Origin of the sequence: Pseudomonas sp. DTU_2021_1001937_2_SI_NGA_ILE_001, from assembly GCF_032463525.1 — a bacterium.
Classification (GTDB): domain Bacteria; phylum Pseudomonadota; class Gammaproteobacteria; order Pseudomonadales; family Pseudomonadaceae; genus Aquipseudomonas.
On record NZ_CP135972.1, the window covers coordinates 47,197 to 62,140 of the forward strand.

Annotated in this window: 15 protein-coding genes; 8 read left to right on the forward strand and 7 right to left on the reverse strand. The window is 63.2% G+C overall.

Annotated elements, in window-relative coordinates; translation table 11 throughout:
• Window positions 1-157 precede the first annotated feature (157 nt).
• The 4 genes from RRX38_RS24660 to RRX38_RS24675 form a co-directional block, all read right to left on the reverse strand.
• Entirely contained in the window at window positions 158-1,081 is a 924-nt protein-coding gene (locus RRX38_RS24660) for a type II toxin-antitoxin system RelE/ParE family toxin (RefSeq protein WP_315962806.1), read from the reverse strand.
• Window positions 1,075-1,308 (reverse strand): CopG family ribbon-helix-helix protein, encoded by a 234-nt coding sequence (locus RRX38_RS24665; protein WP_104833238.1) that lies wholly within the window; start codon window positions 1,306-1,308, stop codon window positions 1,075-1,077. The genes RRX38_RS24660 and RRX38_RS24665 overlap by 7 nt, the downstream gene beginning before the upstream one ends.
• Window positions 1,309-1,713: 405 nt before the next feature.
• Window positions 1,714-2,346: a hypothetical protein gene (locus RRX38_RS24670; protein WP_315962807.1), complete on the reverse strand. Its 633-nt coding sequence runs from the start codon at window positions 2,344-2,346 to the stop codon at window positions 1,714-1,716.
• Window positions 2,347-2,540: 194 nt separating this feature from the next.
• On the reverse strand, window positions 2,541-3,605 hold the full coding sequence (locus tag RRX38_RS24675) for a glycosyltransferase family 2 protein (protein WP_315962743.1): 1,065 nt from the start codon (window positions 3,603-3,605) through the stop codon (window positions 2,541-2,543).
• 171 nt (window positions 3,606-3,776) lie between these two features.
• Between RRX38_RS24675 and RRX38_RS24680 the strand changes: the two genes are divergently transcribed.
• The 7 genes from RRX38_RS24680 to RRX38_RS24710 all read left to right on the forward strand — a co-directional run bounded on the left by RRX38_RS24680 (window position 3,777) and on the right by RRX38_RS24710 (window position 10,325).
• The gene (locus tag RRX38_RS24680; protein WP_315962744.1) at window positions 3,777-4,565 is read left to right on the forward strand and encodes a substrate-binding domain-containing protein; all 789 of its coding nucleotides are present in this window, start codon (window positions 3,777-3,779) and stop codon (window positions 4,563-4,565) included.
• A gap of 139 nt (window positions 4,566-4,704) precedes the next feature.
• Window positions 4,705-5,484 carry an ABC transporter permease gene (locus RRX38_RS24685; RefSeq protein ID WP_315962745.1) on the forward strand — a complete coding sequence of 260 codons (780 nt, stop codon included), beginning with the start codon at window positions 4,705-4,707 and terminating at the stop codon, window positions 5,482-5,484.
• Window position 5,485: 1 nt separating this feature from the next.
• Entirely contained in the window at window positions 5,486-6,253 is a 768-nt protein-coding gene (locus RRX38_RS24690; protein ID WP_315962746.1) for an ABC transporter ATP-binding protein, read from the forward strand.
• Window position 6,254: 1 nt separating this feature from the next.
• On the forward strand, window positions 6,255-7,628 hold the full coding sequence (locus RRX38_RS24695; protein ID WP_315962747.1) for a hypothetical protein: 1,374 nt from the start codon (window positions 6,255-6,257) through the stop codon (window positions 7,626-7,628).
• Entirely contained in the window at window positions 7,621-8,478 is an 858-nt protein-coding gene (locus RRX38_RS24700) for a class I SAM-dependent methyltransferase (protein WP_315962748.1), read from the forward strand. The genes RRX38_RS24695 and RRX38_RS24700 overlap by 8 nt, the downstream gene beginning before the upstream one ends.
• Before the next feature lie 433 nt (window positions 8,479-8,911).
• Window positions 8,912-9,739 (forward strand): replication initiation protein, encoded by an 828-nt coding sequence (locus RRX38_RS24705; protein ID WP_315962749.1) that lies wholly within the window; start codon window positions 8,912-8,914, stop codon window positions 9,737-9,739.
• 328 nt (window positions 9,740-10,067) lie between these two features.
• Window positions 10,068-10,325 carry a DUF6124 family protein gene (locus tag RRX38_RS24710; protein WP_315962750.1) on the forward strand — a complete coding sequence of 86 codons (258 nt, stop codon included), beginning with the start codon at window positions 10,068-10,070 and terminating at the stop codon, window positions 10,323-10,325.
• A gap of 135 nt (window positions 10,326-10,460) precedes the next feature.
• Here RRX38_RS24710 and aroA read toward each other — a convergent pair whose 3' ends face one another.
• Entirely contained in the window at window positions 10,461-11,723 is a 1,263-nt protein-coding gene (gene aroA, locus RRX38_RS24715; protein ID WP_315962751.1) for a 3-phosphoshikimate 1-carboxyvinyltransferase, read from the reverse strand.
• 240 nt (window positions 11,724-11,963) lie between these two features.
• Between aroA and RRX38_RS24720 the strand changes: the two genes are divergently transcribed.
• Window positions 11,964-12,992 carry a hypothetical protein gene (locus RRX38_RS24720; RefSeq protein ID WP_410524934.1) on the forward strand — a complete coding sequence of 343 codons (1,029 nt, stop codon included), beginning with the start codon at window positions 11,964-11,966 and terminating at the stop codon, window positions 12,990-12,992.
• 134 nt (window positions 12,993-13,126) lie between these two features.
• On the opposite strand, the gene RRX38_RS24725 is transcribed toward RRX38_RS24720, so the two are convergent.
• Together RRX38_RS24725 and RRX38_RS24730 are read right to left on the reverse strand one after the other, a co-directional pair.
• A complete protein-coding gene (locus tag RRX38_RS24725) occupies window positions 13,127-13,606 on the reverse strand; it encodes a PAS domain-containing protein (RefSeq protein ID WP_315962752.1) in 480 nt (159 codons plus the stop codon).
• A 4-nt stretch (window positions 13,607-13,610) separates the two neighbouring features.
• Window positions 13,611-14,642, reverse strand: coding sequence for a response regulator (locus RRX38_RS24730; protein WP_315962753.1), 1,032 nt, complete (start codon window positions 14,640-14,642; stop codon window positions 13,611-13,613).
• Window positions 14,643-14,944: the final 302 nt, after the last annotated feature.

Below are 14,944 nucleotides of genomic sequence, written 5' to 3' on the forward strand. Positions count from 1 at the left end.
TGAAGCATTTCAGCTTGCGGTATACGCACACGTTTGCCTCAACTTCTGCCGCGAAGCTGCATATTCACAGTAGAGGCGGCGTTTTCCTGACCTCTTCGCGAGCAAGCTCGCTCCCCGAGATCAAAAGCCGCCACCTGCTTTAGCAGCGCAGCAGTGCTTACTTGATCGCCGTGTTCAGATAAGTATCGACCAGGATGCGCTCGGCCTTGCGCTTGCCGGCGCGCAGGAAGGCCTGGAAGCGCTCGCTGGCCATCAGCTTGCCGGCCTGGGTGTCGAGGCGTCGGCGCACGCTGTCGGTCACGCTCTCGGGGCCATGCTGCTGGGCATGCGAACAGGCCAGGGTCTCGACCAACTTGGCGCGGAATTTTTCCAGGCCACGTCCGCTTTCCACCCGCTTCCAGGTCGAGACGAAGAAAGTTTCGCCACGCCCGGGTCCGTCGCAGGCGACATAGGACACTGCGCACAGGCCCACACCGCTGCGCTTGCGCCAGTGCACCGCACTGCGCTCATCCAGCGTCAGCACGTCATCTTCCAGCCAGGCGTAGCCGCTGTGGGTCAGATGGATGATCGCCGCTTCCAGCGCCCCCAGGGTGCTGCCGAAGGCCTGGTCAGCGAAACGCGCCTGCAGCACCACCTGCTTGTCGCGCACCACCCGCACCGACCAGCCGGCCCCACGTGCGTCGCGGCTGATACCGCGCGGTACGCGGTAGATCAGGCCGTCAACCGCCCGGTCGTAGCAACGCAGGCCCGATACATCCACATCGGAATGCACCCGTGCTTCGGGCTCCTGCTCCAGCGGTTGGTTGATCGGCTGGCCACTGCGGTGCAGAAAACGCAGGATCTGCACCGACTCGGGGGTGACATGGAAGGTGGTCAGGAACGGCCAGCGCTTGAGCGCCAGCTCCCCGATCCCGGAGGACTCGGCAGACGGCTTGGCGGCGGCCGGCTTGTGCTCGAGGATGCGGCTTTCGGCCACCACATCATGCACGATGGCCTGCGCCTGCTCGGCGCCGAGGCGTTCCTTGTAGTGCTCGTAGATATCGTCCAGGTCCGCACTGGCCTTGCGTGTCAGCTTCAACATGTCGGGGTCTGTCTCCACTTGGCTTCGATATCGCTGAGGTCCAGCAGGCGGCCGGCACGGACATCGGCCAGGCCTTCCTCGACCGGATCGGGCGCGGTCTGCTGTTCGAGGTAGCGGTTCAGCGCCTGGCGCAGGTGCCAGGCCTGGTCACGACGGGTCATCTGCGCCAGATGCTGCAGGCGCTTGAATTGCTCGGGTTCCAGAGGGAGAGAAACAACGGCTGTCATGGGAAGATCCTGCGAAGGCCTGGCCAGTACCAGGGACGATTCGCAATGCCATGATCGACTGGCGCTCCGGTTGCCAGATGGATCAATTGAACAAAAATAAAACCAATATCAAATAGCCATGACCTTTCCACTGTCCGGCTAATTATCATTGATGCGATGAAACAATGACCAGACGGTCACGAATTAGTTCCCTTTTATATCAAGGCATTCCATTAACACGGCAGGTTCAAGGCGGACTTATTGTTCCTCAGCGCGCATGTACGAACAAGGCCGTAAGCAAATAACAAAGTGCCACTACTGTATCGAAACAGAAATAATTTCCGCTCACGTCGATCAATTATTTCCGTCCCTGTGCATTGGCACGCCGTGCGCCGCGCCCTGTATCGGACCGCTTACAAAAGCGACTTACCGCTCGTCGGAATGCTCCAGCGAACGCAGGTAATCGGCCACCGCAATCCGGTCGACCTTGCGCTGGCCTGCCCACAGGAAGTGTCGCCAGGTGTCGCTGTCGAGCAGCCGGTCGACCTCCTGGCGGATGCGCTTCTGTTCCGCATAGGGTACTTGCGCCGGCGGGTTATCCATCCGCCAGGCGGCTTCCAGCACTTCGACCAGCTTGCCGCGCAGCTTCTCCAGGCCCCGGCCGCTGGCTACCCGGCGCCAGGTCGAGAGAAAGAACGTCTCGCCGCGCCCGGGCCCGCTGCGGGTCACGTAGGCCACCGCACACAGGCCCACACCACTGCGCTTGCGCCAATGTACGGCGGCGCGCTCGCTCAATTGCAGAACATCCTCGCGACGCCAGGCGTGGCCACTGTGGATCAGGTGGATGATCGCCGCCTCCAGGGCGCGCCGAGTGCCGCCGAAACGCAGATCGGTAAAGCGCGCCGAAACCTGCACCTGGCGGTTTTTCAAGACCCGCACGATCCATACGCGACCACGGGTTTCCCGGGTAATGCCGCGCGGAACGCTGTAGGTGACACCATCGACAACTCTGTCGTAACACCTCAGGCCTGAAATATCGATTTCAGACGCTGTGCTCATGCCGACTATCCGCAGGGTTGAAAGAGAAGCCTGCCGGCCCTGCGACTTATTACCCTGGGCCCACTGCGCAGAACGGTTCGGTTTTCCTCAGCAACTTTCACACTGAACACGTTGCCGTCTTAGTTACTGAGGCGTCCATCTTTTGCTGCGGTACGCAATATCAATTCAACATCAGCTACACCTGTGTTTTATCGCTATAGAACACCGACCACAGCGGCCAGCCACAACCCCAGCCCTCCTACCAGAGTCTGCCGATAGAGCCTGGCGCGCCAAAGCCCCGTCAGGCGCCTGCCCAGGGGGGCGCCGCGTAATTGCCGAAACTGTCTCAGCAACTGCCGGTTTTCTTCGGTCAGATGGCCTTGCACGGCCTCCAGGGCGCAGAGATGCGTGCTGTTCCAGTCGCGCAGGCGCCCCTGCAGAAGCAGCCGCAAGCGCAGCCAGCGGGCTTTCCAGCCGGTGTTGGCGCCTACCAGGTTGGCGTCGTGCTGACGATAGTTCACATAGGGCCTGGGGTCGTAGAGGACCTGGCCGCCGACACCGGTCACCACCAGATACGCCCACCAGTCATGCGACACCACCTCCAGCGACGAGCGCTCCAGCTGCGTGCCGAACTCACTGAGCAGGCACCGCGCAGCATGGTTGAACACCATGGTGTTGCCACCACCGATGTTCTGCACCAGCGCGTTGGCAAACCCGGGCCGCCGACGAAACCTCGGTGACAGGCCGATCGGCCGGCCTTGCGCGTCGATGAGCCGGGTCCGCCCCATGTACAGCGCCGGCCGTTGAGCCGGGATGCTTTGCAGCCAGCACACCGCCTGGGTGAGCTTGTCTTCATGCCAGACATCGTCCTGATCGCACCAGGCATAGAATTCGGCGCTCAGCGCGGGGTTGCGTACACAGGACAGGAAATTCTGCGCAAAGCCGCGCTGCGGCCCTTGCCAGAGGCTGAGCCGCTGTCCTCCCCAGAGGTCTCGATAATGCCGGGCGATCTCCAGGGTACGATCGGTTGAGCCATCATCGGACAACGCCACGAACCAGGCAGGCCAGTGTTGTCGGGCGATTGATTCCAGCTGTTCGACCAGGTGAGCCTGGCCATTGCGGGTGCACAACAGAATAGCTACCGAAGCGGTGGGCTGGCGTGACCAGCGCACGGCGATCGTCGCGTCGCGAACGGCGCATTCGGCGGGCTCGGGGCGGTCAACTGCATGCAAACGGCCATGATCCAGGCACGAGTCCTTGTTCTGATGATCGTAGGCCATGCAGGCTGCCGGACATTGAGAGACAGGACAGTACGACGGGAAGTCTGGCAGCCGATCGGCTCGCGGGTTCAGCCAGGCGATGGACGGCGCCCGAACAGGCAGCACGCTGCGCCTGGCTTGCGTTTTGGCTCATAATGGCCGGCCAGGTTTTGTTGCAAGGTTCTTTTTCAGATGAAAAAACTGCTTCCCTGGCTGCTCGGTGGCGCTCTTTCCTTCCTGCCACTGTCTTTACTTCACGCAGCCACGACCAAGCCCGTACAACTCACCGTACTGGCTTCCAGCGCCACCATGGGCGCCTTCCAAGCCCTGAGCGCCGACTACGAGAAACGCACCGGCGTCCGCCTGGTGGCCGAGGTAGCGCCCTCCACCGGCAACTTGCCCCAGGCGATTCCCGAACGCCTGGCCCGCCAGGAAATGGCCGACGTGGTGCTGCTCACCCGCCAGGGCCTGGACCGGCTGATCAAGGAAGGGCATGCCGATGCCGACAGCCGCGTCGAGCTGGCCAAGGCCTTCATCGCCATGGCCGTTCCTCAGGGCGTTCCAAAGCCGGACATCAGTACCCTGGAAAGCTTCCGCCAGACCCTGCTCGATGCCTCGTCCATCGCCTACCCGGACAGCTCCAGCGGCCTGTATGTATCGCGCGTGCTGTTCAACCAGATGCACCTGACCGAACGGCTGCAAGACAAGAGCCGCATGATCAGCAATGAACCGGTCGGCGCGGTACTGGCGCGGGGCGAAGCGCAACTGGGCTTCCAGCAATTGAGCGAACTGAAACAGGCCGAAGGCATCCAGATCGTCGGTCTGATCCCCGATCAGGTCCAGCAGATGACCCTGTACTGCGGCGCCGTGACCACATACAGCGCTCATCCGGCCGATGCCAAGGCCTTGCTCGACTACCTGGCCTCGGGCGAGGCCGCCGCCGCCCTGCGCAAGAGCGGGCTGGAACCGGTGGTGCGCTGACACCACCCCGTGCTGCCGTTCATCCCGTCGGTATCGATACCGGCGGTAGGTCCTGGTATTTCGGCTAGCCTGTCCTGATCGGCAGTCATGTTCATGAAGTCGTCGCCGTTTTCTCCGGTTTCTTTACGGATACTGCACCATGAAAACGGGCATCGACGACCTGCGCCAGTCCCTGGCCAGGCCTGACATCTGGCTGCATTTCTCGCTCAGCGACACCCGCGCGCGGTACATCCGCAGCACGCTGGGTCCTTGGTGGATCACCCTGGGCACGGCGCTGGGCGTCATCGGCCTGGCACAGGTCTGGAGCCTGGTGATGCACACCGACCTGGCCAGCCTGATGCCCAGCCTCGCCGTCGGGCTGGTGCTCTGGTACATGATCGCCGGCATCCTCACCGAGTCGGCCAACGGCTTCACCCATCAGGCCGCGATCATCCGCAACTACCCTCTGCCGCTGCTGCTGCACGTACTGCGCCTGGTCACCCGGCACCTGATCAACTTCGCCCACAACCTGCTGATCATCGTCCTGGTATTCCTGATCTACGGCTTTCCGGCGCCGCTCAACCTGCTCTGGGCCCTGGCTGGGCTGCTGATCCTGGTGCTCAACCTGGGCTGGCTGGCGCTGCTGATCGCCACCCTGGGCGCACGCTTCCGTGACCTGGGGCCCTCCATCGAGGCCTTGATGCCCGTACTGTTCTTTCTCACCCCGATCCTCTACAAGTCCTCGGACCTCGCGGCGGCCGCCGCCTGGTTCGACTACAACCCGCTTACCCGGCTGTTCGTGCTGGTCAAGAACCCGCTGCTGGAACTGCCTTTCACCTTGAACGATTACCTGCTGATGCTCGCCCTGGCGGCCGTTGGCTGGACCCTGGCGTTGCAGCTGTTCAGCCGCTCTCGCCAGCACATCGTGATGTGGCTCTGAAATGCCCGGCATCGAGTTGCGCAACGTCTCGCTGACCTTTCCGGTGATCAGCGAATCCGGTGCCTCGCTGCGCCGGCGTCTGGTGCGCATGAGCACCGGTGGCGCGCTGTCCAGCGACCATGAGCACACGGTCTATGTGCAGGCGCTCAAGGACATCAACCTGAGCATCCGCGACGGCGACCGTATCGGCCTGGTCGGTCATAACGGCTCGGGCAAGAGCACGCTGTTGCGCCTGCTGGCGGGTATCCACACGCCGACGCAAGGCAGCCTGCGCATTGACGGCAGTACCCGCGCCCTGCTGGAGCTGGGCGTGGGGATCGACCATGAACTGTCGGGCCGCGCCAACATCGGCCGCCTGGCACGCCTCTATGGCTACCCGCTCCAGCAGCTGCCAGACGCCATCAGCGACATCGAAGACTTCTCCGGGCTGGGCGGTTACCTGGACCTGCCGGTGCGCTCGTATTCGTCCGGCATGCAACTGCGCCTGATGTTCGCCGTCTCGACCCTCTACCCCACCGACATCCTGCTGATCGACGAAGTGCTGGGGGTGGGCGACGCGGCCTTCCAGGACAAGGCCCGGCAACGCATGGAGCAGCTCATGAAGCAGTCCAAGATCGTCGTGCTGGCCTCGCATTCCCCCTCGCTCATTCAGCGCTTCTGCACCACCACGCTGCGTCTGGAGGCCGGCAGCATCGTCGACATCACATCCCAGGGAGGCCCTGATGATCAAGTCAGCCATGCTGAGGATCATAAAAACTATAGCCTTTGAGGTGTTTGGCCCTTATGCCTGCCGCCTGGCGCTGGCCACCCACCATGAGGCCGCCTCACCGGCCCGCCTGCCAGCGCGGGCGCGCATGGCCTACTACGCGCTACAAGGCATGAGCCTGGTGATTCCGCTGCCGCGCCTGATGCGCGACCAGGAAAAGGCCGAAATCGAGCGGCCGCAGATCTACGACGAGCACCTGCTCAACCTGATGGTCAACCGTATCTACAACCTGCCCGAAGTGCAGGTCGACCCCGCAGCGCCGCGGCGCATCAACGTGCTGGTGCCGGCGTTCACCATCAGCACCATTTCCGCCGGTTTCTTCGGGGTCTTCAATGTCGCGCTGTTCATCGCCGAACAGGGCTATCGGGTGCGCCTGGTGCTGTTCGACAACTTCAACTACGACGCCCGACAGTTCCGCGAAGCCCTGGCGCGCTTCCCGACCATGGAGAAGCTGTTCGAGCGCCTGGACATCGAGTACATCGGCGCCCGCACCCAGCCGCTGCGCGTTTCAACACATGACAACTGCGTGGCCACGGTGTGGTACAGCGCCTACTTCGCCGAGAAGATCGCCGGCCTGACCGGTCAGCGGCCCTTCCTGTACCTGATCCAGGACTTCGAGGCGGCGTTCCACCCGTTCAACAGCCTGTATTGCATGGCGCGCCGTTCCTACGCGCTGCGCTACCACACCCTCGCCTCGTCCAGTGCCCTGCTCGCCTACCTCAGACAGCAGGCGATCATCAGCGACGACCCGCAGCTGCGTGCGAGCAGCTTCAATAACGCCTGCTCGTCATCCATCTACCCGGCCGAACAGTTTCGCCAGGCCAAGGCTCAGTCCGGCAAGCGCCTGGTCTTCTACAGCCGCCCGGCGGTCAACCGCAACATGTTCGAGATGGCCGCCCTGGCGCTGATCGAGGCCTTCAAGCAGGGCGCCTTCGCCGCCGAAACCTGGGAGTTCTACGGCATGGGCATCGGCAACACCACCGTCCAACTCGGCCCCGGCGTCGTCGTGCGCCAGCTGCCGCGCATGTCGCTGCAGGAGTATCAGGACGTCACCAAGACCTTCGACCTGTGCCTGACCCTGATGTCTTCGCCCCACCCCAGCCTGATACCGATCGACCTCGCCGCAGCGGGCGCCATCGTGGTCACCAACACCTTCGAGACCAAGACGGCCGACTACCTCACCGGCATTTCCGCCAATATCATCCCCGCGCCCCCGGAACTGCCTGCCCTGACCCAGGCCCTGGTCGAAGGCGCACGCCGCACCGCCGACGTCGAAGCGCGCCTGCGCCACGCCGAGGTGAACTGGCCTCGCAGCTGGGACGAAACCTGGACGGATGCGCACCGTGCCATGATCCGCGAGGTGTTTGCCGATGTCTGAACAACACGCCCTGCAACAGGCCCTGCAGCAGGCCGGCGAGCGCCTTGGCTGCGACAAGGTCATCCCGCACGGCTACCACGTCCACTATGCGCGACACCTGCTGCACTGGTGGCACCAACCGCTGCGCCTGCTGGAAATCGGCATCGGCGGCGAAGACCGCGAACTCGGCGGCGCCTCGTTGAACATGTGGCACCAGGTGTTCGAACAGGCCGAGCTGTATGGCCTGGATATCTACCCCAAGCAGGCCCTGGACCGGCCACGCCTGCAGACCTTCGTGATCGACCAGGGCGACCCGGCTGCGCTGCGCGAGTTCGCCCGCCAGCACGGTCCCTTCGACGTGATCATCGACGACGGCAGCCATCGCCGTTCCGACCAGCTGGCCAGCCTGTTCAACCTGATCGAGCACGTGCGCCCCGGCGGCTACTACATCCTCGAGGACTACTTCACCGCCTACTGGCCGGTGTACGACGGCTCGACCCTGGCCCGCGACTTCCTCGACACGCCGGTACGCTGGCTCAAGCAGACCATCGACATCATCAACATCAACAACCTGCTGTCCGAACAGGTGCGCCGCCAGGTACCGAACTGGAAGATCGACGCCTTGCACGTCTACCCCGGCATTGCCTTCATCGGCAAAAGTCACCACAGCCCACCCAGCGAGATTCCCAACGAGCACTTCCTGCTCAACCAGATCGAACTCGACGAGCTGCGCTACGGCATCTACAAGCAGCTGTTCTTCACCCACAGCCGCGACCCGATGCAACACCTCGAGGCCCTGCTGGAAATCAAGAAATGGGTCGATGCGAGCATCCAGACCGCCGATGAGGCGCTGAAGCCGAAGAGCTCTTAACTGACCTGTAGTGCGCCTGACCCTGTGCTGAGAATGTTCCTACACGTAATGTGGAAGGATTCAGGGTCATGCGCAGATCCATCCTGCGCCCTGCCCAATCACCCGGGCCAGATAGCCCCTGGGGTGACCGTCGCATCAAGAAACGATTCGTCATGTGGTGTGATTCAGGGTGGCTGCTGCCTCTCGGCTCAGGCCTGGGGCCTGCCCTGAGGGGCTGGTTTCCAGCGCCGTGCGCTTTTTCTCTTTTTAATCTTTTAAAGCTTTTAGGACCGCTACAGGCCTTGATATACGCGGCCTCCAGCTTCGAAATGTGGAGGGATTCAGGGTGTAATGTGGTGTGATTCAGGGTGAGATATGGAGGGATTCAGGGTGGTAATGTGGTGCGATTCAGGGTGACCATGGAAACCGTCGAAGCCCTTTCCACATTACCCGCATGGCCCAAGAAAAAATCTATAAATCCAACGCGCTCATCGAAGCGTCCTACACGCTGTCAGTGGCTGAACAAAGGATCATTCTGGCGTGCATCGCCCAGGTCGATCGCGGTTCGCCGATTACCGATGAGGTGCTGTACAGCATCCCGGTCGCCAGCATCGTCAAGGCCACCGGGTCTGACAGTAAGTCCATCTACAAGGAACTGCTCGAGGCGTCGCGCAAGCTGCGCCAGCGTGGTGTGAGCATTGAGCTGGAGCCCAATGGCGGTGGCCGCAAGGCCAAGACCCTGGAAGCCAGTTGGGTGCAGAGCATCGTCTACAACGAGCGTGAAGGTGCCATCAGCCTGCGCTTCAACAAAGACATGCTGCCGTTCCTGACCGAACTCAAAGAGCAGTTCACGCGCTATGACCTGTCCGATGTGGCCAGGATGACCAGCCTCTACGGCATCCGGCTGTTCGAGATGCTGGTTCAGTACGCCAGCATCGGTTGCCGGGAAATCGCCCTGGCCGATCTGCGCAAATGGCTGCGCCTGGACGACAAGTACCCCCTGATGGCCGACCTGCGCCGCTACGTCATCGCACCCGCCGTAAGCCAGCTGAACGAGCACAGCCCGTTACGGGTGCGCTACGAACTCAAGCGCCATTGCCGCAAGATCACCCACCTGAATTTCATCATCGCTCACAAGCGGCTGCCTGCGGCCGAGGCCGAGCCTGCTGCAGAAAAGCCGCCCCAGCGTATAGCGCTGTCGAACTATGAACTCAGCCGCCTGGCGCATAAGGGAGAGAGCCTGAGTGATGCCCTGACGCGCCTGAATGCCTACATCAAATGAACGCAGGTGCGTGATTGCAAGACGCCTCTCTTTCTCTTGAAGGACATTTCCGAGAAAATCCCGGCCGCTTGTGCCCATGCATTCAGGCTTCTACCCTCCTGCCGTCGCTGCCAATTCAGCGACCAGGTTTGGTAGGCCTGGGTAAATGGGGCGCAAGGCGCCATCTTCTGTGAGGCGCCGTTGCGGTCAGCTTTATGGCGGCCGTGCGCTTGGCGTTCTCGGACGCGCCGGTTTTGCCCATTTACCGGTCTACCAACTTGCGCATGGCCGCCACCCTTCGTTTGGTAGCGAACGGTGACGGCTCCTGAAATCAAATGGGAGTCACCGCATGAAAAAGATCGTCCCCGACCCACCTTCCCTTCAATCATCCCTCGTCCTGCTCGAATGCCGCGTGGCCCACGCCGTCGAGCTGCTCAACTGCGCCACCGCCACGGCCTATGAAAGCGCCGAGGGCCTGCAAGGCCCGCCGCGTCACCTGGCCATGGCCAGCCTGCATCTGATCACCCAGGCGCAACTGGCGCTTAACCAGGCCCTGGACCAATGGCCGGTGCTCGCTGCCGAGCCTGAGGAGGGAATGACGGCCTGATGGCTCAGCCCACTGTTGAGCGAGCTTGCTCGCGAAGGGCCGCGCCACCGTGCCAGACCTTTTCGCGAGCAAGCTCGCTCCAACGGGTTCGGTGTCAGGACCGGGAACCGATGTAACGTCGCGCCAACGCAGTGTCTAGTCCACGCGAATCAGTTGTACACCCAGGGACTCCAAAGCGTTCCAGTAGCCGGGGTAGGTCTTGCCCACGCACAGCGGGTCCTGGATACGAATGCCGGCGATCTTCAGGCCGGCCAGGGCGAAGCACATGGCGATGCGGTGGTCGGCGTGGGTGTCGATCAGCGCGTCCACCTGGCGCCCGGCCAGGCTCGGCTCGGCATGCACCAGCAGGTCGTCGCCCTCCTCCACCGCCAGGCCCGGAGCAATGGCATTGAGGCCGTCGGCCAGGGCACGGGTGCGGTCGCACTCCTTGACTCGCAGGTTGGCGATGCCGACGAAGCGCACCGGTGTTGCATTGAAGGCCGCCAGCACCGCCAGGGTCGGCACCGCATCCTGCATCTGCGAACCGTCGATCACCGCCGGCATGTGCGGGAAGCGGGCAATTACCTGGCTGGCCAGGGCGTCGGGCTGGGTGAAGGCATCGTTGGCCACGCCCAGGTCGATGTCACCACCGGTCAGCGCCTGGGCCGCCCACAGGTAGGTGGCCGCCGAAGCATCGGGCTCGATGTGGAAATCCGTGGCGCGGTAGCCGGTGGCCGAGACCTTCCAGGCGGCGTCGCCGATGGCCTCGACCTCGGCGCCGAAGGCGCGCATCGCAGCCAGGGTCAGGTCCACGTAGCCACGCGCGCCGATCTCGCTGCCGGTCAGCGCCACTTCGAGGGGACCCTGGCCGCAGGCGCCGGCCATCAGCAGCGCCGAGACATATTGGCTGGACAGGTTGCCATCAATCTCGATACGCCCCGCAGCCAGGCCGCCACGGCCCTTGATGGCCACCGGCGGGCAGCCACTGGGAGCACTGACGTCCACGCCCATGCGCTGCAGGGCATCGACCAGCGGACCGATGGGGCGCTTGCGCATGTATTCGTCGCCATCGACCACGAACTCATCCTCGAAGTTGGCCAGCGCGGCGGTCAGAAAGCGTGTCGCGGTACCGGCGTTGCCGAGCATCAGCGGCTGGCCCGGCGCCTGCCAGTGGCCGTTGCTGGTGACCACGAAGGTGCTGTCGTCCGGCTCGTCGACCTGCACGCCCATCAGCCGCAGCGCCTCGGACATCACCCGCGTGTCATCGCTCTTCAGCGCGCCGGTCAGGCGGCTGGTGCCCTTGGCCAGGCCGGCCAGCAGCAGGGCGCGGTTGGTGATGGATTTGGAACCCGGCGGGCTGACCTTGCCGGTGAGCGGGCGATTGACAGGCACAACGGTGATCGTGGATTGAGGTCGCATGATGCCTCTGGAGGATGTCGGCGGAAAAATCGCGATCCTAGCATGCGCAGGCCCGCTTACGGGGGGCCATGAGACCGCGACTGTTCAGGCGCCGTTCCGCGCACCGTAGCGGCGGCTTAACAATGAGAAATAACAGGGGGTTAACGGGCAGATTTTTCAAACTTCCTGAACAGCTCGCGAGTCTTTCGTTGTGTGCACCCGTAGCGGGTGTTCCTGCCATTGACCCCGAGGATGACCACCATGATTCGCGACGATCGCACTCCACCGGCAGGCTATGCCGACCCCGGTCATACCGCCACACAACCCATGACGCCCTTGCTCAAACGCATTTCCTGGAGCGCCATCCTCGCCGGCGTGGTGCTGGCCATGATCGTTTCGCTACTGCTCAGCCTGCTGGGCACCGCCATCGGCAGCGCCAGCATCGACCCGTTGCAGGAAGCCAACCCGGTCGCCGGGCTGGGCACCGGCGCCGGCATCTGGGTGGTGGTCAGCTCGGTAATCTCGCTGTTCGTCGGCGGCTGGGCGGCTGGCCGCCTGGCCCAGCGTGAAGGCGCCTTTCACGGCCTGCTGGTGTGGGCTTCGGTGTCGCTGATCACCGTTTACCTGGTGTCCAGCGCGGTCACCGGTGTGGTGCGCAGCGGCCTGAACCTGGCCGACAGCGGTCTGTCGGCGGTGGGCAGCGGCATCGCCCAGGTGGCCCCGGCACTGGGCGACAAGATCCAGGAGCAGATGAAACAGCAAGGCATCGATTTCAACCTCAACGACATCCAGAACGAAATCGAAACGGCCATGCGCCAGACCGGAAAACCGCAACTCAACCCCGACAACGTGCGCCAGGAGGCCGATGCTGCAGCGCAGGACGCACAGAACACCGCCGAGCGCAGCGCCAGTAATCCGCAACAGGCCGATGAACAGCTCGGTGGCCTGCTCGACCGTATCAAGGCCAAGGGCAACGAAGCCTGGGATGCCGCCGACCGCCAGGCACTGGTCAACCTGATCAAGGCTCGCGGCAACAAGACCGATGCCGAAGCCAACCAGATCGTCGACCAGGCCCAGGCCAGCTACCGCCAGGCCTACGCCAAGTACCAGGAACTCAAGGCGCAGGCCGAGCAGAAGGCCCGTGAAGCCGCCGAGGTGACCGCCAAGCGTGTCTCCCAGGCCTCCTGGGTGCTGCTGGTGACTTTGGTGATTTCCGGCCTGGTGGCGGCGGCCGCCGGCGTACTGGGTCGGCGTACCCAGCCGAGCGAACGCTGGGTGGGTAACTACTGAGCCGGCGCGAAGACACAGGCCTGGAACCTGTTGCAGCGAGCTTGCTCGCGAAGGGCTTCACACCGATTAAAGCCTATTCGCGAGCAAGCTCGCTCAACAAGAGCAGAGCGCGCCGCCCGCCTAGCCGGTCAGGCTCACGGCTTGGCGCCCGTCAGCTGCTGCAGCTGCTGGTTGGCGCTGATCAACTGGTGGCGGTTGGCGGCCACGTCGGTCACGTCGTAGATCACCAGGCAGGTGTGGGTGATCTCACCGGTGGTGCCGCGCAGCGGAAACAGGCTGGTGTTCTGGTACATGAACGCTTCCTGGCCGGTGATCGGCTGGTAGTTCTTGAAACGCACCAGGTAGGGCCGCTGTTCCCAGATGGTGAACGCCGGCATGCCAAGGGTCACCACATTGTCGACCTTCTTGCGGAACCAGGCGGGGTTGACCTCCGGGAACAGCTCGAAGAACGACTTGCCGATGGCGTCGAAGGGGATCACCCCGGAGCGGTTTTCCATGAAGGTGTTCCACACCTGCACCTGCAGGTCGCGGTCCATCACCACGATGCCCACGTCGATGTTCTGGGTAACGGCCAGCAGCCAGTGAAGCTCTTTGATATCGATAGGGTTGCTCATCGGATCAGCTCATCATGTAGGCGAGTTTGCGCGAGAGGCGCTCGACCGAATCTTCGGTGAACAACATCAGCAGGTCGAAGTGGATGTTGTGGCCTTCCACGCTGTAGCTGACTTCCACGGCCAGGGTCTTCTTCCAGCGCTTCTGGTTGACGTCGATCAGGTCGCTGATGCCGCTCTGCTGGCCGAGGATCTGCGGGTGGCCCAGGGAGAATGGCACGTCGATCTGCTCGCCGATGCCGCTCAGGCAGGCACCGATGGCCAGGGTCGAGAGGTCCAGGAGCATTTCCATGTCGCTGTAGTCAGGCGAGTCGCCCTTCATCAGCCGGGCGATGTCGGCGGTTTCCGAGTCGTGCAGCAGCAACAGCGCCTCGCCGGCGATGCCGCCACCGATGTACCCCTGGCACACGGCGGTCAGGCGCTGGCCACGGTCGGCATCGGCCAGGGCCATGTGCAGCTCGCCGACCTCCAGCATGTTGACGTTGGGCACCGGCAGCTGCACGAACACCCCCAGCACCTTGGCCAGCAGCGCCGCGGCGCGGCCCATGGCGACGTTGACGGTCTCGCGCATGGCGTCATTGAAACTGATGTTGCCCTCGGCACCCGCCGGCACCTGGCGCGCCACCGGGGCCGCTGGCGCTTGGGTCGGCGCGGGCTGGGGCCTGGCCTCGGCGATCAGCCCGAGACGCTGCAGGGTGGCCTGCAGCTCGACCGGCTCGGCCGGCTTCTTCAGGAACGCCAGGGCGCCCAGTTCCATCACTCGGCGTACGGCTTCGTCCTGGACGTCGCCAGACACCACGATAACCTTGGGCTCCAACCCTTCGGCGCGCATCGCCGCCAGGGTCTGGTAGCCGTCCATCACCGGCATGGTCAGGTCCAGCAGCATGACCTCGGCCAAGCCGTTGCGCACTGCCTGCAAACCTTCCAGGCCATTGTTGGCCATGGTCACCGACACCTCCCATTCGGGTGGCAGGGCCCGGAGCAATTGCTTGCGCGCCATGTTCGAGTCATCACAGATCACTAGCGCAGTCGTGGGCATCGCGTGGTTTCTCACTACAGGTAAAGTTTCAGCCGAAAGCGGGGCGCATGATCGACGGCTCGGGTGAAGCGCATTGCACGGCAGCCTATAACACTCCCTCCTGACTGCGAAGGGGACGGCGAATGGAAATTTCAGTGTTAATACCACTGTAGCGAAAAATACCCGACCCGCTATCGCAGGGCGTCAGTGCAACACGCACCGGCGCCGCCCCTCTAATCGGTGGTTATTAGCCACACCTCATTGCCCTTCACTAATCCGTTACCCCGATCACGCGCTATTCATCAACCGTGCAATACCCCGGT